Here is an 18,084-nt window from a genome sequence, read left to right on the forward strand (position 1 = left end):
TCCGTCGCAGCCGTTTCTCTTTGGAATACTTCCATTTTTCCATCATTGCGGGCAGGAAAACGCCCGTTCACGTGCACGGCATCGTCACTTGAAAATCATCAAAAAGAACCTATTGACCTTGCCACGATGGGAAGCCCTATCTTTTTTTTAACACAAGAAAAGAGGGGTCATACGCATGTCACAAATGGAGATCCGGGCGAGTCATCAGATTGCGATCGATGGCATGACATGCGCCTCCTGTGTCGGCCGCGTGGAAAAGGCGATTGCCAGGGTGCCGGGCGTTCTGAAAGCATCGGTCAATCTGGCAACGGAACGTGCCGACATTTCCTTTTCCGGGCCGCCGGATGTGCCGGCCGTTATCGAGGCGGTGCGGCAGGCCGGTTACAGCGTCGAAGAGAAAACCATCGAACTCGATATTGAGGGCATGACCTGCGCCTCCTGCGTCGGACGTGTCGAAAAGGCGTTGAAGGCCGTATCCGGTGTTTCCGGTGCAAGCGTCAATCTGGCGACGGAACGCGCCACCGTCCGCGTCGCCGGCAACGCCGCGTCTGCGGCCAACCTTTCGGATGCCATCAAACGGGCGGGCTATAAGGCGAACGAGGTTGTCGCCGACAAAGCCACGGATGGAGAGCAGGACAAGCGCGAGGCGGAACTGCGCAGCCTCAAAATCAGCCTCGCCGTCGCCGTTGTTCTGACGCTACCCGTTTTCGTGCTGGAAATGGGGTCGCATCTGGTGCCTGCCATCCATGATTTCGTGATGGAAACGGTCGGCATGCAGGAAAGCTGGTATCTGCAATTTGCGCTGACGACGCTGGTTCTGTTCGGGCCCGGCCTGCGCTTCTTCAAAAAGGGCATACCCGCACTTCTGCGGCTGGCGCCGGACATGAATTCGCTTGTCGTGCTGGGCACCGCCGCTGCCTGGGGATTTTCGGTTGTCGCAACCTTCATGCCCAAAGTCCTGCCGAGCGGCACGGCCAATGTCTATTACGAGGCGGCGGCGGTCATCGTCACGCTCATCCTTCTCGGACGTTTTCTGGAGGCGCGCGCCAAAGGCCGCACCAGCGAGGCTATAAAGCGGCTGGTCGGCCTGCAGGCCAAGTCCGCCCGCGTGCTGCACGATGGCGAAACCATCGATGTGCCGTTGCAGGATGTGCGCACCGGCGATGTGATCGTCGTCCGCCCCGGCGAGAAAGTACCGGTCGATGGGCTGGTCCTCAGCGGCTCTTCCTATGTCGATGAATCGATGATCACGGGCGAACCGGTGCCGGTCACCAAGGCGGCGGGTTCCGAAGTCGTCGGCGGCACGGTCAACCGCAACGGTTCTTTCACCTTCCGCGCCACCAAGGTCGGCGCCGATACGCTGATCGCCCAGATCATCCGCATGGTCGAGGAGGCGCAAGCCGACAAGCTGCCCATTCAGGCGCTGGTGGACAAGGTGACCAACTGGTTCGTGCCGGCGGTGATGCTGGCAGCGCTCGCCACCTTCATCATCTGGTTCATGTTCGGGCCCGATCCGGCCTTGACCTTTGCGCTCGTCAATGCGGTTGCGGTGCTCATCATCGCCTGTCCCTGCGCCATGGGCCTTGCCACGCCGACCTCGATCATGGTCGGCACCGGCCGCGCCGCCGAAATGGGCGTGCTGTTCCGCCGGGGCGATGCGCTCCAGACGCTCCGGGATGCCGATGTGATCGCCGTCGACAAGACCGGCACCCTGACGCTCGGCAAACCGAAACTGGTGCATTTTACCACGACAGAGGGCTTCAATGCGGATGAGGTGTTGCGCCTCGTCGCCTCGCTGGAGAGCCATTCCGAACATCCGATTGCCGAAGCAATCGTCGAGGCTGCAAAACATGGCGGCCTGACGCTTGCCGATGCGGAAGGCTTCGAGGCGACCCCCGGTTTTGGTGTTGCGGCAACGGTTGACGGCCGAAGGGTGGAAGCGGGCGCGGACCGGTTCATGGCCAAGCTCGGTTACGATGTCGCGATGTTCGCAGACGATGCCGAGCGGCTGGGCAGGGAAGGGCAGTCGCCGCTTTATGCCGCCGTCGATGGCAGGCTGGCCGCGATCGTCGCGGTTGCCGATCCAGTCAAGCAGACGACCCCGGAGGCGATTGCGGCGCTGCATGCGCTCGGCCTCAAGGTCACGATGATCACGGGTGACAATCGCCGCACCGCTGAAGCCATCGCCCGTCGGCTCGGCATTGACGAGGTGGTGGCGGAAGTTCTGCCCGACGGCAAGGTGGAGGCCGTCAAGAGGCTTGCTGCCGGCGGGCGACGTGTCGCCTTTGTCGGCGATGGCATCAACGATGCGCCGGCGCTGGCCGCCGCTGATGTCGGCCTTGCCATCGGCACGGGCACGGATGTCGCCATTGAAAGCGCCGATGTGGTGCTGATGTCCGGCGATTTGCGCGGCGTCGCCAACGCCATCGCGCTCTCCAAGGCCACGATCCGCAATATCGGCCAGAATCTGTTCTGGGCCTTCGCTTACAATGCCGCTCTCGTTCCCGTGGCGGCCGGAATATTGTATCCTGTCAACGGCGTTCTGCTGTCGCCTGTCCTTGCCGCCGGAGCCATGGCGCTTTCCAGCGTATTCGTATTGACGAACGCGCTGCGCCTGAAAAGCTTCCGCGCGCCGCTGGTGGACAGATCGTCCGGCATGCAGCTCGCAGCGGCCGAATAGGAGGCGGACATGATGACGCCCGGCAACACAATCTATCTGCCGCAGATCGGACGCAGCATCATGGCGGCGCAGGGTGAGACCGTGCTTCAGGCCGCATTGGCCGCAGGGGTTACTTATCCGCATGGCTGTCGCATGGGCCGCTGCGGCGCCTGCAAGTCGCATCTCATTTCCGGCGAAATCGATCTCCTCAAGCATACGCCCTTCTCCTTGACCGAAGAGGAAAAAGCCGATGGCCTGACGCTTGCCTGCCGGGCCGTGCCGTTGAGCGACATGACGATCAGCTGGCTCGACGGGGCGGATGAGATCGCCGATATTCCGACCGGCCGCTTTGAGGGCGTGGTTGCGGAAGCGCTGGATGTGACGCACGATATCAAGCTCATCCGCATCCGGCTTGACGATCGCGGGCAGTTTACGTTCAAACCCGGACAATATGTGCGCCTGCTTTATCCCGATTGTTCGCCGCGTGATTATTCCATTGCCAGCAGGGTGGATGAGGAACTGATTGAATTCCACATCCGGCACGTTCCCGGCGGCATGACGAGCGGCCGCATCTTCTCGCTCGCAAGCGCGGGTGACCCCGTCACGATAGTCGGGCCTTTCGGCTCTTCGTTCCTGCGGGAAAAACATTGCGGGCCGATCCTCGGCATTGCCGGCGGTTCGGGGCTCGCTCCCGTCAAGGCCGTTGTAGAGGCGGCGCTCGCAACGGGCCGCGAACGACCGGTTCATGTCTATTTCGGCGCGCGCGCCGAGCGTGATCTCTATATGCTCGACCGCTTCGGCGATCTCGCCGCGCGGCATGGCAATCTGAGTTTCGTTCCGGTTCTCTCGCATGAGGAACATACCAATATCCGGTGCGGTTATGTCGGTGCGGCCGTGGCGGATGATTTCGACGATCTCGATGGCTGGAAAGCCTATATTGCAGGCCCGCCGGCCATGATCGAGGCGACGGTGCCGCAGCTTCTGGCGCGCGGCATGCGCACCGCCGACATTCATGCAGACGTGTTTTTCACCCCGGAAAGATAGGAGCAGGATCGATGAATATTGGCACAGCCGCCACCGCATCCGGTGTTTCTGCGAAGATGATCAGGCATTACGAGACAATCGGTCTGATCAAATCGGCAAACCGCACGGAGTCCGGATACAGGGTCTATACGGCCAATGATCTGGAAACGCTGCGTTTCATCCGGCGCGGACGCGATCTCGGTTTTTCCATCGAAAAGATCAGGCAGCTTATGACGCTCTGGCGCGATCCGGGCGGCGCCTCCTGCGATGTCAAACGCATCGTCATGGAACATGTCGTCGATCTGGAAGCGAAGATGCATACGCTTCGCGAGATGGCCGACACGCTGCGAAATCTCGCAAACTATTGCCCTGACAATGGTGAGCCGGATTGCCCGATCATCCATGATCTCGCCCATGCCGAAGATATCGATTTTACGACCGTGGCCATCGTGCCCAAGCGCACCGGAATGCTGAAGGGCACCTCCGGTCCGGTGATGGATCTACAGCGCCCGGTGAAATAAGCGGCCGTTTTCCTTTGGGAAACGGGCGTGGATTGCAGTGCAGACGCCAATTGTGGTGAAGGAGACCAAGCCATGTGGATACAGATAATACAGCGCTTCCTTATTCTGTGCCTGATGCTGGCGATCGTGTCCGTCATCGCGTTTCTTTTGCCCTATATGGCGGGCGGCGATCCGGCCCGCACCATTCTCATGTCGCGCATGCGAGATACGGCGCTCGATCCGCATGCGGTCGAGGCGCTCAGGGTCAGCCTCGGACTGGACCGCCCGCTCTATGTGCAATATTTCGCCTGGTTGTCGGGCGCGCTGCGGGGCGATCTCGGATTTTCCTTCACCAGCAGCCAGCCGGTCGCCGCCGAGCTTTTGCGGTCGCTCTGGGTGTCGGTGACGCTGGCGCTGACGGCGCTGGCGGTCGCGGTGGCTGTCGCCCTGCCGCTCGGCACTCTGGCGGCGATGCGTCCCGGCGGTCGGCTGGACAATTTCGCGACGCTGATGATCCAGACCTTCGTTGCAACGCCCGAATACTGGTTTGCGCCGATGTCGGCGCTGGTCTTCGCGCTCTATCTCGGCTGGCTGCCCTCGGCCGGATGGGATAGCTGGCGTTCGCTGGTGCTTCCTGCGCTGACCCTGACGCTGCGGCCGCTTGCCTATTTCACCCAGGTGACGCGTGCGGCAATGGCCGAAGTTCTGCGCGCGCCCTATATCACGGCGGCCCGCAGCCGCGGTCTCGGCATGCATGGCACGGTCATGCGCCACGGCATTCGCAACGGCTCGCTGCCGGTGGTCACCTTCTTCGCCCTGTGGCTTGCCGGCCTGCTTGGCGGATCGGTGGTGGTGGAAGTCATCTTCGCCATTCCCGGCATGGGCCGGCTTCTCTACGACGCCGTGGTCAATCGCGATATTCCGATGCTGCAGGGCGGTTTCATCTGCATCGTGGCGCTCTCCATCCTGATCAATACCCTCGCCGACAGCTTTTATGTCCTGATCAATCCAGCAATGCGAGCTCACCATGACCATTAGCCACTTCCCGAGCGCGTCTGCCGCCGCCATGCCGATGACCACGCCCAAGCGCCCTTCGAACCTCGCCCGCTTCACGGATTTCATCCGCCGCCGGCACTGGACCTTCTATGCGGGATCGGCGATTTTTCTCGTCATCATCCTCTTGCTGGTGATCGCGCCGTGGATTTCGCCCTATGATCCGGCAAAGCAGAGCCTTCGGCTCAGGCTGAATGCGCCGAGCGCTGCCTATTGGCTTGGGACGGACCATCTCGGGCGCGATGTCTTGAGCCGGCTGTTGATCGGCGGCCGCTTCACGGTCACGATTGCCGCCATCACCGTCATTCTGTCGGTGGTGATCGGAACCTTCATCGGCATCATCAGCGGCCGCAGCCGCGGCATCCTCGACGAAGTGCTGATGCGCATCGTGGACCTGCTCATCGCCATACCGGACGTGGTGATCGCGATTTTCCTCGTCGCAATCTTCGGTCCGGGATATGGCACGCTGATCGCATCGCTGACCATCGTTGGCTGGACACCTTTTGCGCGGCTGGCGCGGGGGCTGACGCTATCGATCAATTCCCGCGAATATATCCGCGCGGCAGAGGTGCTCGGCTGCACACGGCGCTTCATCATCTTCCGGCATATCATTCCCAACACGATCTGGCCCATCGCGGCCGTGGCGTTCCTGCGCTTTGGCCACAAGCTGATAACGGTGGGCGGATTGTCGTTTCTGGGCCTCGGCGTACAGCCGCCAGCGGCCGACTGGGCGCTGATGCTGGCCGATGCGCAGGCTTACGCGGAACGGATGCCCGTTCTCGTCATTGCACCGGGTCTGGCGATTTTCCTGGCGGCGCTCAGCGTGACGTGGATCGGCCATGGCCTGAACCTGGAAACGAAGAAAACCAACGGTCATTGACGCCTGCCAACGGGCAATGGTCGATTTGACGATTGTCAAACATAGATGACGCAACGGAACCGGAAGGAGAGTAATATCGTCTGAAGCCGCATGAAGAATACGCAATGCCTCCGATTCAATAAAAATAAGGGGAACTCTTATGAATATCGAAGGACAAACGCTTGCCAATACGGCCATATCCCCTGAATGCGCACCGCTTCTGGAGATAGAGGACCTGCACGTTTCAGTGCCGGCGCAAAATGGCCGCAAGTTTGTTATTTCGGGCCTGACGCTTTCCGTCAACGCCGGAGAAGTCGTCGCTCTCGTCGGCGAATCCGGGTCGGGCAAGAGCATGACGGCGCTGTCACTGATGCGGCTTTTGCCGCATGGCGCGGAAATCAATTCCGGCCGCATTTCCTTTGCCGGTCGCGATATTCTCGCGCTTTCATCCTCCGAACTCGATGCGCTGCGCGGCGCAGATATCAGCATGCTGTTCCAGCAGCCGCAGGCCATGCTCGACCCAACCAGCCGGGTGAGGACGCAGGTGGCGGAGCCGCTCTGGATCCACCGTAAAATGAGCCGGCACGCCGCGCTTAACCGGGTCGTCGGCCTTCTGTCGGATGTCGGCATTCCCGATCCGTCGGCGCGGGCGCAATGCTTCGCGCACGAGCTTTCCGGCGGCATGGCGCAACGTGTGATGATTGCGGCCGCACTCTCCGGCAATCCGCGGCTTCTGATCGCCGACGAACCGACGACGGCGCTTGATGTCACCGTTCAGGCACAAATCCTGCGCCTGCTCGATGACGAACGCCGCAAGCGCCGGCTTGCCACGCTGCTCATCACCCACGATCTCTCGGTCGTCGCCGCCTTCGCGGACCGGATCGCGGTCATGTATGCCGGCCGCATCGTCGAGGAGGGGCCGACCCAGGCGATCCTCCAGGCGCCACAGCATCCCTATACCAAGGCGCTCATCAGTTGTTCGCTTTTGACCACCGACAGCGAGGGGCAGTTGCTGACGATCCCGGGCTCCAGTGCGCAGGCCCATGACATGTCCTGCGGCTGCCGGTTTCATCCGCGCTGCGCGCTTGCCAATTCGGCAGGCATGAGCGGCCGCTGCATGGCCTCGGAACCGGATCTGAATGCCTTGCCCGAAGGACGCAAGGCGCGGTGCTGGGCGGTCGGCCACGACCACGATCATGCCGGTCACGATCATGCCAGTCACACGGTCTGCTGAGGGAGGGCGACGATGCTAGCGACAGCGACGACACAGACCCCGCCATCGGCGGAAAACAGCAAGCGGCCATTCGTGGTCGCGAAGAACCTTTGCAAATATTATCCCATATCGGGTCTCGGTCACCGTGTGGTGAAATCCGTCGACGATGTTTCCCTGACGATCGGCGAGGGGGAAGTGCTTGGTCTCGTCGGTGAATCCGGATGCGGCAAAAGCACGGTTGCCGGGCTGATTACGCGGCTGACCCACGCAACGAAAGGCGAGGTCAGCATCGGGCAGAACGATATGCTGCACATGCAGGGCGAGGCGCTTCGGCGTATGCGCCGGGTCGTGCAACTGGTGTTTCAGGACCCTTATTCCGCACTCGATCCACGCATGCGTATCGGCCAGAGCATGGAGGCGCCGCTTGCCCAGCATGGCATCGGCACGCGCGAGGAGCGCACGGCCCGGGTTTTCCGGATGCTGGAAGAGGTCGGCCTGGATGGCTCTTTTTACGATCGGTATCCGAGCCAGTGTTCCGGCGGCCAGTTGCAGCGCGTCGTCATCGGCCGCGCGCTGCTTCTCAATCCGAGCTTCCTTGTCTGCGACGAACCGACATCGGCGCTCGACGCCTCAATGCGCACGCAGATCCTGAACCTTCTGATGGACATGAAGCGCCGTCACGGTTTGACGGTTCTGATGATTTCTCACGATCTGCGCGTGGTGCGTTATCTCTGCGATCGCATCGCGGTCATGTACCTCGGACGTGTCGTTGAAATCGCCGACCGGGAGGAGCTTTTCCGGGCGCCGAAGCACCCCTATACCAAGGCTCTCATAGCATCGTCGATGCTGGACGAGACGGGGTTATATGCACCGGAGATGCTTCTGGACGGCGATCTGCCAAGCCCTCTCAATCCTCCCAACGGCTGTAAATTCCACACCCGTTGCAAATATGCGACCGATATATGCGGCGAGGTGGAACCCGTTCTGGAAGGCGTTTCCGGCGAGCATTTCGCGCGTTGCCATCGCTGGCGGGAATGGGGCTGACAGACAACGCAGTTACAGTTTTCTGTTGCCGTAAAAACAGATGAATTGTGTGTTTGCGGATTAATATCGGAATAAAATTCCGAGTATAAAACATAAAATAGATAATATTCGAATGGATAATCGAGAGATATCCATAGGATATTCTTATTGCATTTGTAGTGATTGAGTGAAATTTCGTGAAAATATACGAATTGTGAGCGTTGTCATCAAAAATAAAAGGGGAATATTCTATGATGAAGCACGTACTTCTGGCGTCATGCGCCATTGTGGTTTCGTTTGGAGCGCCTGCGGCAGAGGCCGCCACGATTACCTATGACGATAATTTCGGTGTGAAGACCGGCTGGCAGATGGCTTCCGACGATGCCTATCTCGGCTCGCGTGCGGGTTGTTTCGAAAGCCTGGTGCGTGTCGGTTATGACATGAAGCTGGAGCCAAGCCTCGCCGAGTCCTGGACGCAGATTGATCCCAAGGTGTGGGAATTCAAGCTGCGCAAGGGCGTCAAGTTCCAGAACGGCGAACCGCTCGATGCCAAGGCCGCGGTCAATGCACTCAGTAATCTCCTAAAAGCACCCGTGCCCGCCCGTGCCTTCTCTCCGAAGCTGATTGCCGCCGTCGAAGCCGGCGGCGATGATGTGGTGAAGATCACGACGATCGAACCCTCCGTGCTGCTGCCGGCGCAGATGGCAAGCCCCGCCACCTCCATTCTCGCTCCATCCGCCTATAAGGACGGTAAGGTCGATCCGATCGGAACCTGCACCGGGCCTTTCAAGATCACCGAGGTCGATCCCAGCCAGCATATGGTTATGACGGCCAATCACGACTATTGGGGCGGCATGCCGAAACTTTCCGGCGGCCGTGTCAATTTCGTGCCCGATGCCGACACACGCGCCACCCAGGTTCGGACCGGGGAAGCGCAGGTTTCCCGGCTCGTGCCGCCATGGACGGTCAAGACCATCGAATCCACCGATGGCGTCAAGGTCGCGCCAATCCCATCGCCGCGTATCACCGAGTTGCTGCTGAACAATTCAAAGCCGCCTTTCAACAATATCAAGGTGCGCCAGGCGATCCAGGCCGCCATCGATACAGGCGGTATCGCCGAGAGTATCTATGAAGGCGTGGTCAAGGGCGCGACCATGCCTTTTGCGGCCGGCGAACCATGGGCTGCAAAGGAAACCAAACCCGCTTATGACGTGGAAAAAGCCAAGGACCTTCTGAAAGAGGCCGACATTGCACCCGGCAGCCTGAAGGTGACGCTCCTTGCCTATACCGCAAAGACCGAACTGAAGGATGTCGCGGCGATCATCCAGGCGCAGTTGCAGGAAATCGGCATCAAGGTCGATGTCCGCGTTGCCGATTACAGCGCCATCGAACCCGACATGCTGGCCGGCAACTTCGACATGGCGTTGCTGTCTCGCGGTTACGCTACCGATGTCGCCGAACCGGCCGGTTTCCTGAATGCCGACTATACCTGCGGCGGCAGCTACAACATTTCGCACTATTGCAATGCGGAGACGGACAAGCTGATCAAATCCGCCTATTCGGCGGGCGAACCCACCAAGCGTTATGCCATTTACGGCGAAGCGGCGAAGAAGATTTATGACGAAGCCGTCTCCGTCTTCCTCATCCACGAAACCGTGTTCGATGCCTATTCGGAAAAGCTCGAAAACTACAAGCCGCATCCGCTGAACTATTTTGTCATGACCAAGGATCTGGCGACAAAATAAATTAGTGTGATGGTGCTGATTGAGAGGGGCCCGGCTCGCAAGAGCCGGGTCTTTTTTGTGATAAGGTCCTTGCACCTCTCCTCCGTCATTCCGGCCCTGAGCCGGAATCCAGCCAGCCCAAGTCCTTGGGCTGAAAAGAGGATTCCTGCCGTACAGACGCACGTCGGCTTGATTTCGGCTCAAGGCCGGTGTGACGGCATGTGGATGATTGGCTTCATTAAACTGGGAAAAATCTCCTCCGTCATCCCTGATTGAAAGGGAGAGGGCATTCGCCATCGGGGAGGAAAGAGGGACGGATGCCGTCCAAAACCCGTCACATAATGCAGCGTGAAGCGGGGCAGGTGGGGCGATCCGGCGGCTGCAGGGATGAAGCGCCGCCGGTATCTCTTCGGATCAGGCGCGCGCTTCCGGCGTATAGCCTGCAGCGGTGATGATTTCGGCAATACGTGCCGCATCGGAGACGCCGCCAACCACGACCGTGCGGCTTGCCGGATCGGCATGCACGGCAGCGCCGGGAACGGTCTTTTCGATCGCGCCCTTGATCACTCCGGCGCAGTGACCGCAGGTCATGTCTTCAACGTGAAAAGAAAGGTCTGCATCAACCGGTGCCGTGGTGGTTTCGGCGTGATGCTGGTGAGCGGTGCACATAGGCGGTTCTCCATGGTTTGGAATTCTAACAGGAGGAGCCTGGACTATTCCAACGTGGGAAGGTCAAGCGCTTTATTCGCCGGCGCTCAACAAGTGTGCCACGACATCAGCTGCGCCAGAAGATCGGCATCAGCAGCACCAGAACCGTCAGGATTTCCAGACGTCCGAGCAGCATCAGGACCGAGAGGAGATAAAGCGCGGGATCGCTGATGGTGGAGAAATTGCCCGCCGGGCCGATGATCGGGCCGATGCCGGGTCCGACATTGGCGAGCGAGGTCGCAACGGCCGAGGTGGCGGTCAGGAAATCGTAACCCATCAGGCTCATGGCAAGGCTGCCGGCGATCCACAGCGCGATGAAGCAGCTGACGAACAGGAAGATTGTCCGGATGGTATCGGGATCGACCACCTGCTGGCCGTAACGCACCGAATAGACCGCGTTCGGATAGATCAGCTTCTTCAGCCCGGCGCGCACCACGTTGAACATGATGAGAAAACGATAGGCCTTGATACCACCCGCCGTCGAGCCGGAACAGCCACCCATGAAGGTGGCGAAAAAGGCGACGACGACGACGAAAGGCCCCCAGAGCGTATAATCGTCGCTGGCAAAGCCGCCGGTCGAAAGGATCGAGGTCATATTGAAGAAGGAATGGCTGAGCGCGTCATCCAGCGGCACACCGTTCCTGAAATGATGATAGACGCCAACCGCAATCGAGATTGCACAGAGATAACCGAGGAAAACGGCGATCTGCGGGTCGCGCAGAGTCTCCAGCCGGCGGCGCACCGCAAGCAGGATCATGACCGAGAAGGGCAGGCTGCCGAAGATCAGAAAGATGGTGGCGATCCACAGCAGCGCCGTATTGTCGAAATAGGCGAAAGACGCGTCATGGGTGGAAAAACCCCCGGTCGCGACCGTCGACATAGCATGGTTCAGCGCATCGAAATGCGACATGCCAGCAAAATCGTAAGCGATGGTACAGGCAAGCGTCATGATGATGTAAATGGCCACAAAAGCCCGGGTGAAGCTCGCGAGCCGCGCAAAAGGCCGGTCGTTGCCGGTATCGGAGGATTCCATGCGGAAGAAGGTCATGCCGCCGACACGCAGCAGCGGCAGGATGAAGAGGCCCAGCGCCACGATACCGATACCGCCAAGCCAGCATAGCAGCGAACGCCACTGGAGGATGCCCTGCGGCGCGTTGTCGAGACCGGCAATGGCTGTAGACCCCGTCGTCGTAATCGCGGAAACGGATTCGAACAGCGCCTGGCCGAGCGTCAGGTTGAGTTCGGACAGGTAAAGCGGAACCGCGCCGACAATGGAAAACACCAGCCAGAGCAGGTTGACGAGCAGAAAGCCGAAACGTTTGTTGAAGGCCGCAATCGGGCCGCGCGTCGCCAGCGCGCAGGCAAGCGCAAAGCCCCCGCACATGAAACCCGACAGCGCAAACACCATCCAGTCGTCATTGCCGTAATAAAGATCGGTGAGCGCCGGCAGGAACATGGCCGTCGCCATGTAAAGCCCGAAGATGGACGCCACATATATGACCGAGCGCAGAAGGTTGCTGTTCAAGAAATGAAACCCGGAGTTTGTTGCCGCGCTGAAATGAGTCTTTGTCTCGGACGTCTTCCTATGGCATAGCGGGTGCCATTATGAATTTCAATGGATTGACTATCGTGGACAAGCAGCTTGTGGAAGCAGCGCGGCGAGAAGTGCGGGAAATATTCCCGGAAACGCCGTTGCAGTTGAATGAACATCTCAGCCGTCGATATGGCGCGTCGATTTGGCTGAAGCGTGAGGATCTGTCCCCGGTTCGTTCCTACAAGATTAGAGGCGCATTCAACTTCCTGCGCAAGGCGGTGGCCAAGGCCGGCAAAGGCAAGGTTTTCGTCTGCGCTTCCGCCGGCAACCATGCGCAGGGCTTTGCTTTCGCCTGCCGTCATTTCGGTGTTCAAGGCGTTGTTTTCATGCCGGTGACGACACCGCAGCAGAAGATCGAAAAGACCCGCATCTTCGGCGGCGAATTCATCAGCATCCGTCTGGTGGGCGATATATTCGACCAGTGTTATGCCGCCGCCCGCAAATATGTTGAGGACAATGACGGCTACATGGTGCCGCCCTTCGACCATGAGGACATCATCGAAGGCCAGGCGACGGTCGCCGCCGAAATCATGGATCAGCTTCCGGAAGGCACGAAGCCGGATATCGTCGTCATGCCCGTTGGCGGCGGCGGTCTTTCTGCCGGTCTATCGGGCTTTCTGGCCGGCACGGTCCGCAAGGAGAACTTCGTGTTCTGCGAGCCGGAAGGGGCGCCGAGCCTGAAGAAAAGCCTCGAACGCGGCGAACCGGTGACGCTGAACAAGGTCGATAATTTCGTCGACGGCGCAGCCGTTGCCCGCATCGGCGACCTGAACTTCAAGGCCCTGAAGGATTTTCCGGCCGAGCAGGTCATGCTCATCCCGGAAAACGCCATCTGCGTGACGATCATCGAGATGCTGAATCTCGAAGGCGTGGTGCTGGAGCCGGCCGGCGCGCTGGCAATTACCGCGCTGGAAAAGCTTGGCCGCGAGAGGCTGGAAGGCAAGACGGTCATCGCCGTCGTCTCCGGCGGCAATTTCGATTTCGAGCGCCTGCCGGACGTGAAGGAACGCGCCATGCGTTATACGGGCGTGAAGAAATACTTCATTCTGCGCTTGCCGCAGCGCCCCGGCGCGCTGCGCGATTTCCTCAACCTGCTCGGCCCGGATGACGATATCGCCCGTTTCGAATATCTGAAGAAATCGGCCCGCAATTTCGGTTCGATCCTGATCGGTATCGAAACCAGCGCTAAGGAGAATTTCGCCGGCCTGCTGGAGCGCTTCGAAGCCGCCGGTCTCGGTTATGAGGACATCACCGAAAACGACATCCTGTCGAACTTGATCATCTGATCGGAAGAGGCAGGGAAGGGCGGATCACCTCCGCCCTTCAAACGTGACATAGATTGAGGGAGTGAAAGCCATGGCATCGTTTTTTTCCAAAATCCTCTCGGCCTTCGGCTCCGGCCAGCCGTCCTCCGACGCGCCGCAGAAGGTCGCCCAGGCGGAGCCGCATGCGCATGGCGACTATCTGATCTATGCGACGCCGATCAAGGAAGGCGGCCAGTTCCGCCTGGCGGGCCGCATCGAAAAAAAGGCCGGCGATGAAGTGCTGGTGCATGAATTCGTGCGCGCCGACGTCTTTACCAGCATGGACGATGCGGTTGAGTTCACGATCCGCAAGGCAAAGCTCATCATCGACCAGAACGGCGCTTCGCTTTTCCCAGGAAAATGATGACGCTTTCTTGCCTCGGATATTAAGATTCCGTTGTTTGCTTCGGCCTATCCTCCTCAAAATGTGAAGCCGCGCGCCACTGACGCCGCGCGGCGCGTATAGGTAAGGCATGCGCCGATGCAATGGGCAAATCTCGCCCTCTTTCTGACGGAAGCCGTCGTCTATTTCTCGGTAATGACGGCCTTCCTTCATTACCGGCATATTCTCGGCATCGGTGTTTTTCTCACCGCGCTGGGCGTCATGCATTTTCTGGAAACCTACCTGGCGGCCGTCTTTTACGTGCAGCTGCCTTTCGGCGTGGCGTCGCCCGGCTCCTCGATCCTTTTTGCCGGCAAGCTGATGATGATCCTCATGCTCTATATGCGGGAGGACGCGGCGGTCGTTCGACAGCCGATCTACGGCCTGTTTCTCGGCAATATAGTGACCGTCATCATGGCGCAGATCATCCGTTTCCATCAGACGGTGGCGATCGTTCCCGGGCAGTCGGTCAGCACCGCATTTCTGGATGACATGGGCGTGTTGATGGTCTGGGGAACCAGCTTGCTTTACATCGACGCCATCGCCATCATCCTGTTTTACGAAAAACTGGGGCGTTATTTGCAGCGCCATATCGTACTGCGCTTTGCGATCTGCGGTGTCGTTATCCTGAGCTTCGATCAGGCGGGTTTTTATGGGGCGCTGCGATTGTTGTTCAACGCCCCTCTCGATGTCTTTTACGATGGCTGGAAGGCGAAGATGGCGGCGGTCGGCATCTATTCGCTGCTGTTTGCCACCTATCTCTGGCTGACATCGGCCAAGGGCCGCTTTCTGACACGCCGCAGCGTTGCCGATGTCTTCAACGATCTCACTTTCAGGGAACGTTACGAGGAGCTTCTGTCCCGCTCCGGGCGCGATATGCTGACCGGCGTATCGGACCGCGCCCGCATGGAGCTCGATGCGCCCTCCGTCGTCGTGGAGTGCCTGGAGAAAAAGCGGCCTGTCAGCGTGCTGATTGTCGATATCGATCATTTCAAGACCGTCAACGATACGTTCGGGCACCTGCAGGGCGATGATATCTTGCGGGAATTCGCCGCCGTCCTGAAGCGCGCGGTGCAGCCGCTGGGCCATCTCTACCGCTTTGGCGGTGAGGAATTCGTTGTCCTCCTGCCGGCAATGGCGCATGAAACGGCGCTGGCATTTTCGAACAATCTTCGGGCAGCGATCCTTGCGGACCTGCAGCGGCCGGACGGTTCGCCGCTGACCGTCAGTATCGGCGTCGCCACCGCTTTCGAGGATGGACAGCTTTTCCGCGCGCTCCTATCGGAAGCCGATGCGCGGCTCTATGCGGCAAAAAATAACGGCCGGGACCAGGTCCACGGCCGTTACGGAATGTGGGTCGGCTGATACCGGCAACCCTGGCCGGCATCGCCCAGACATTCGATGTGCCTCAGGCGGCCTGCGCCAGCTCGGCAACCTTGGCTTCAGCGGCAGCCACAGCCTTTTCGACGGCTTCCGGACCGAATGCCAGGCCTTCGACATAGATGACTTCCACATCGGTCATGCCCATGAAGCCGAGAACGGTCTTCAGGTAAGGAACGGCATGGTTCATCGATACCGCCGGGCCTTCGGAGTAAACGCCGGCAGCGGCCAGTACGATGTAGACCTTCTTGCCAGTGGCGAGGCCGACCGGGCCGGTTTCGGTGTATTTGAAGGTCTGGCCGGCGCGGGCGACATTGTCGATCCACGACTTCAGGCCGGAATAAATGTTGAAATTGATAAGGCCGGTGCCGATGACGACGGTGTCGGCGGCGAGAAGCTCGGTCACCAGCTTGTCGGAATAATCGGCGGCAACCGCTTCTTCGGCGGTGCGCTGGTCGGGCGCCTTGCGGATGGCGGCGGTCTTGACGGTGTCGAGATGCGGGATCGGGTCAGCAGCGAGATCGCGGTGGACAAGGGTGTTGGAAGCCGACTTGGCCTTCAGCTTGCTGGCGAGTTCACCGGCAAACTTGTTGGAAACCGATTCGTCGCCACGCGGGCTGGAGGTGATGAGAAGAATGTTGGACATGGTCTTTCCTTGCATATGCGATGAATTGACGGGCGCCTCGGGAGGGCGGAAGAGCACGATGCCCTTCCTTTGCGCTCTATATGAAAAATTACTGCCATCAAGAAAACTGTGATAATGTGGAAGCAATCTATCGATGAAATGGATGGGACATGGACGCGAACCCGACCCTCGATCAATTGCAGGTGTTTTTGACGGTTGCCGAGACCGGCAGTTTTTCCGCCGCGTCACGGGCGCTCAATCGCGCCCAGTCGGTGGTCAGCTACACCATCGCCAATCTCGAGGCGCAGCTTGAAGTGACGCTGTTCGAGCGCAGCGGCGTGCGCCAGCCGAAGCTGACGGATGAAGGCCGCGCCATGCTGGAGGATGCAAGGCGCATCGTCGCCGGACTGCAGGAGATGCGCGCCCGCGCCAAGGGGCTGAAGCAGGGGCTTGAGGCGGAACTCTCGGTCGCCATCAGCACCATGGTGCCGGCGGAGGCCATGGTGGCCGTGCTGCGGGATTTTCGCCAGCAATTCCCAACCGTCACCCTCAGCCTCAATGTCGGCGAGCTGGGCATGGTCATGGAGATGGTGCTCTCCCGCAAGGCAGGTATCGGCATTGGCGGGGCGATGCTGCGTCAGGACGATGAACTCGTCGTCGAAAAGGTCGGCCATTCCTTCATGTTGCCGGTCGTCGCGTCGGATCACCCGCTGGCGCAGATCGAACGGCCGCTGGGCCTTGCCGATGTACGCGAGGAGGTTCAGCTCGTCGTCACCGATGCATCCGGCCTGACCAAGGGCCGCGATTTCAATGTGCTTTCTTACAAGACATGGCGGGTCAGCGACATCGCCACTAAATACCAGCTCATCAAGGGCGGCCTCGGCTGGGGTGGTCTGCCCGCGTCGATCGTGCGCAATGATTTGACCAATGGCAGCCTGAAGGCGCTCGAGCTGGAGGCCTATGAGCAGGGCGAGTATCCGCTCTTTTCACTGCGAAGGGTGGATTCACCGGCTGGGCCCGCAGGCCAGTGGCTTGCCGAAGCATTTCAGGAACGCCTCTCCGCATGCCCGAACCATAAGGATTTCAACGGGATGATTGAGGCTAACAAACACAAGCCGATTGCTGTCGCCGCTGAGTGACATTGTCTAATTATATCTGGACCGAGCGGGGCCACATTTTCCCGGCGGGTAGAAGGAACGCGCGGCAACCTCGGCGCTATGCCAGCAAGGCCAATTGACGTGGGCGGGTCGCCTGCCTATACCTAAACCACGGTCAGCAGTTCACCGAGGCATCGCCGTCCCGCAAGGGAAGCTAAACCTGCGTTTTTAAAGTTTGACAGCACTTATCCCGTGCCATGTCGGAAGCCGGCGATCAGCGACACCTTTTCGGAATGGCACTTGAGGGTAAGTCATGCCACGTTCGATCCTTTCCATTGATATCGCCGACCTCTCGACTTTCGCCAAATCCGTCCGCGAACAGATCGGCAGGCTGGACCGAAAGCCAAGCCATGTGGAGATGCTCAATCTTCTGAGCCGGGCTGCCGGGTTTCGAAATTTCCAGCACTTGCGAGCCTCGCGCGAGCCATCCGATGACAGCGGACCATCCCGGCCAGATATGCTGCCGGCGGCTAATGAGGGCAGGGTGCTGAAGACCGTTCGTGTCTTCGACGCTGCCGGCCGGCTGATGCAATGGCCGGCCCGCCGCTCGCAGCAGGAACTGTGCCTCTGGTACCTATGGGCGAAAATTCCTGCCTGGCGGAGCTTTTCCGAGCGCGAATTCAGTATTTTTCTGGATAGCCTGCACCTGTTAGGGGATGCGGCGATGCTGAGGCGCGACATGGTCGGCCTGAGGCTCATCCGCCGCAACCGCGATGGCAGCGATTATCGGCGCATCGAGCAGAAACCGCCATCGGAACTGCCGCTTCTGCTGCGAGCGCTCGGTGGGCGCGATTGGGGGGATAGCCCTCGGTAGTGCCGATAGTTTCGATCAAACTCGGCGTTATCCTCGGGCTTGTCCCGAGGATCTGCTACGGATTGA

The 18,084-nt window shown here is 59.8% G+C and carries 16 protein-coding genes; 13 read left to right on the plus strand and 3 right to left on the minus strand.

The features are described from left to right. Positions 1-175: 175 nt before the first annotated feature. The 8 genes from AGR7B_RS05735 to AGR7B_RS05770 all read left to right on the plus strand — a co-directional run bounded on the left by AGR7B_RS05735 (position 176) and on the right by AGR7B_RS05770 (position 10,075). Positions 176-2,680 carry a heavy metal translocating P-type ATPase gene (locus tag AGR7B_RS05735; protein WP_162934062.1) on the plus strand — a complete coding sequence of 835 codons (2,505 nt, stop codon included), beginning with the start codon at positions 176-178 and terminating at the stop codon, positions 2,678-2,680. 12 nt (positions 2,681-2,692) lie between these two features. Beyond that, a complete protein-coding gene (locus AGR7B_RS05740) occupies positions 2,693-3,703 on the plus strand; it encodes a 2Fe-2S iron-sulfur cluster-binding protein (RefSeq protein ID WP_065654801.1) in 1,011 nt (336 codons plus the stop codon). Positions 3,704-3,714: 11 nt separating this feature from the next. Further along, complete coding sequence (cueR, locus tag AGR7B_RS05745) at positions 3,715-4,203, plus strand: Cu(I)-responsive transcriptional regulator (protein WP_065654034.1); 489 nt, start codon at positions 3,715-3,717, stop codon at positions 4,201-4,203. Between the two features lie 72 nt (positions 4,204-4,275). Further along, positions 4,276-5,220, plus strand: coding sequence for an ABC transporter permease (locus AGR7B_RS05750; RefSeq protein WP_020810438.1), 945 nt, complete (start codon positions 4,276-4,278; stop codon positions 5,218-5,220). Continuing rightward, the gene (locus AGR7B_RS05755) at positions 5,210-6,115 is read left to right on the plus strand and encodes an ABC transporter permease (RefSeq protein ID WP_020810437.1); all 906 of its coding nucleotides are present in this window, start codon (positions 5,210-5,212) and stop codon (positions 6,113-6,115) included. Before AGR7B_RS05750 ends, AGR7B_RS05755 begins: the two co-directional genes overlap by 11 nt. 139 nt (positions 6,116-6,254) lie before the next feature. Further along, positions 6,255-7,328, plus strand: coding sequence for an ABC transporter ATP-binding protein (locus AGR7B_RS05760; RefSeq protein ID WP_080856225.1), 1,074 nt, complete (start codon positions 6,255-6,257; stop codon positions 7,326-7,328). Positions 7,329-7,340: 12 nt separating this feature from the next. Then, positions 7,341-8,351, plus strand: coding sequence for an ABC transporter ATP-binding protein (locus AGR7B_RS05765; protein ID WP_065654031.1), 1,011 nt, complete (start codon positions 7,341-7,343; stop codon positions 8,349-8,351). Positions 8,352-8,581: 230 nt separating this feature from the next. Next, positions 8,582-10,075: an ABC transporter substrate-binding protein gene (locus tag AGR7B_RS05770; protein WP_080856226.1), complete on the plus strand. Its 1,494-nt coding sequence runs from the start codon at positions 8,582-8,584 to the stop codon at positions 10,073-10,075. Positions 10,076-10,468: 393 nt separating this feature from the next. On the opposite strand, the gene AGR7B_RS05780 is transcribed toward AGR7B_RS05770, so the two are convergent. Next, entirely contained in the window at positions 10,469-10,723 is a 255-nt protein-coding gene (locus tag AGR7B_RS05780) for a heavy-metal-associated domain-containing protein (RefSeq protein ID WP_003521591.1), read from the minus strand. A gap of 106 nt (positions 10,724-10,829) precedes the next feature. Next, entirely contained in the window at positions 10,830-12,287 is a 1,458-nt protein-coding gene (locus AGR7B_RS05785) for a TrkH family potassium uptake protein (protein WP_162934063.1), read from the minus strand. 80 nt (positions 12,288-12,367) lie between these two features. Between AGR7B_RS05785 and ilvA the strand changes: the two genes are divergently transcribed. The 3 genes from ilvA to AGR7B_RS05800 all read left to right on the plus strand — a co-directional run bounded on the left by ilvA (position 12,368) and on the right by AGR7B_RS05800 (position 15,407). Beyond that, positions 12,368-13,642, plus strand: coding sequence for a threonine ammonia-lyase (gene ilvA, locus AGR7B_RS05790; RefSeq protein WP_065654028.1), 1,275 nt, complete (start codon positions 12,368-12,370; stop codon positions 13,640-13,642). A gap of 70 nt (positions 13,643-13,712) precedes the next feature. Continuing rightward, entirely contained in the window at positions 13,713-14,024 is a 312-nt protein-coding gene (locus tag AGR7B_RS05795) for an HlyU family transcriptional regulator (RefSeq protein ID WP_065654027.1), read from the plus strand. 117 nt (positions 14,025-14,141) lie between these two features. Then, positions 14,142-15,407, plus strand: coding sequence for a GGDEF domain-containing protein (locus tag AGR7B_RS05800; RefSeq protein WP_065654026.1), 1,266 nt, complete (start codon positions 14,142-14,144; stop codon positions 15,405-15,407). Positions 15,408-15,450: 43 nt separating this feature from the next. On the opposite strand, the gene AGR7B_RS05805 is transcribed toward AGR7B_RS05800, so the two are convergent. Beyond that, positions 15,451-16,068, minus strand: a complete 618-nt coding sequence (locus AGR7B_RS05805; protein ID WP_080856228.1) for an FMN-dependent NADH-azoreductase — start codon at positions 16,066-16,068, stop codon at positions 15,451-15,453. 149 nt (positions 16,069-16,217) lie between these two features. Between AGR7B_RS05805 and AGR7B_RS05810 the strand changes: the two genes are divergently transcribed. Then, positions 16,218-17,186 (plus strand): LysR family transcriptional regulator, encoded by a 969-nt coding sequence (locus tag AGR7B_RS05810; RefSeq protein WP_080856229.1) that lies wholly within the window; start codon positions 16,218-16,220, stop codon positions 17,184-17,186. 271 nt (positions 17,187-17,457) lie between these two features. After that, complete coding sequence (locus tag AGR7B_RS05815) at positions 17,458-18,018, plus strand: DUF2087 domain-containing protein (protein ID WP_080856230.1); 561 nt, start codon at positions 17,458-17,460, stop codon at positions 18,016-18,018. Positions 18,019-18,084: the final 66 nt, after the last annotated feature.

The organism is Agrobacterium deltaense RV3 (assembly GCF_900013505.1).
Lineage (GTDB): Bacteria > Pseudomonadota > Alphaproteobacteria > Rhizobiales > Rhizobiaceae > Agrobacterium > Agrobacterium leguminum.

Excerpts from the sequence above, each read along its gene's own strand:
- AGR7B_RS05735 (WP_162934062.1), top strand. The coding sequence starts at position 176 with ATGTCACAAATGGAGATCCGGGCGAGTCATCAGATTGCGATCGATGGC.
- AGR7B_RS05740 (WP_065654801.1), top strand. The coding sequence starts at position 2,693 with ATGACGCCCGGCAACACAATCTATCTGCCGCAGATCGGACGCAGCATC.
- cueR (WP_065654034.1), top strand. The coding sequence starts at position 3,715 with ATGAATATTGGCACAGCCGCCACCGCATCCGGTGTTTCTGCGAAGATG.
- AGR7B_RS05750 (WP_020810438.1), top strand. The coding sequence starts at position 4,276 with ATGTGGATACAGATAATACAGCGCTTCCTTATTCTGTGCCTGATGCTG.
- AGR7B_RS05755 (WP_020810437.1), top strand. The coding sequence starts at position 5,210 with ATGACCATTAGCCACTTCCCGAGCGCGTCTGCCGCCGCCATGCCGATG.
- AGR7B_RS05760 (WP_080856225.1), top strand. The coding sequence starts at position 6,255 with ATGAATATCGAAGGACAAACGCTTGCCAATACGGCCATATCCCCTGAA.
- AGR7B_RS05765 (WP_065654031.1), top strand. The coding sequence starts at position 7,341 with ATGCTAGCGACAGCGACGACACAGACCCCGCCATCGGCGGAAAACAGC.
- AGR7B_RS05770 (WP_080856226.1), top strand. The coding sequence starts at position 8,582 with ATGATGAAGCACGTACTTCTGGCGTCATGCGCCATTGTGGTTTCGTTT.
- AGR7B_RS05780 (WP_003521591.1), bottom strand. The coding sequence starts at position 10,723 with ATGTGCACCGCTCACCAGCATCACGCCGAAACCACCACGGCACCGGTT.
- ilvA (WP_065654028.1), top strand. The coding sequence starts at position 12,368 with ATGAATTTCAATGGATTGACTATCGTGGACAAGCAGCTTGTGGAAGCA.
- AGR7B_RS05795 (WP_065654027.1), top strand. The coding sequence starts at position 13,713 with ATGGCATCGTTTTTTTCCAAAATCCTCTCGGCCTTCGGCTCCGGCCAG.
- AGR7B_RS05800 (WP_065654026.1), top strand. The coding sequence starts at position 14,142 with ATGCAATGGGCAAATCTCGCCCTCTTTCTGACGGAAGCCGTCGTCTAT.
- AGR7B_RS05805 (WP_080856228.1), bottom strand. The coding sequence starts at position 16,068 with ATGTCCAACATTCTTCTCATCACCTCCAGCCCGCGTGGCGACGAATCG.
- AGR7B_RS05810 (WP_080856229.1), top strand. The coding sequence starts at position 16,218 with ATGGACGCGAACCCGACCCTCGATCAATTGCAGGTGTTTTTGACGGTT.
- AGR7B_RS05815 (WP_080856230.1), top strand. The coding sequence starts at position 17,458 with ATGCCACGTTCGATCCTTTCCATTGATATCGCCGACCTCTCGACTTTC.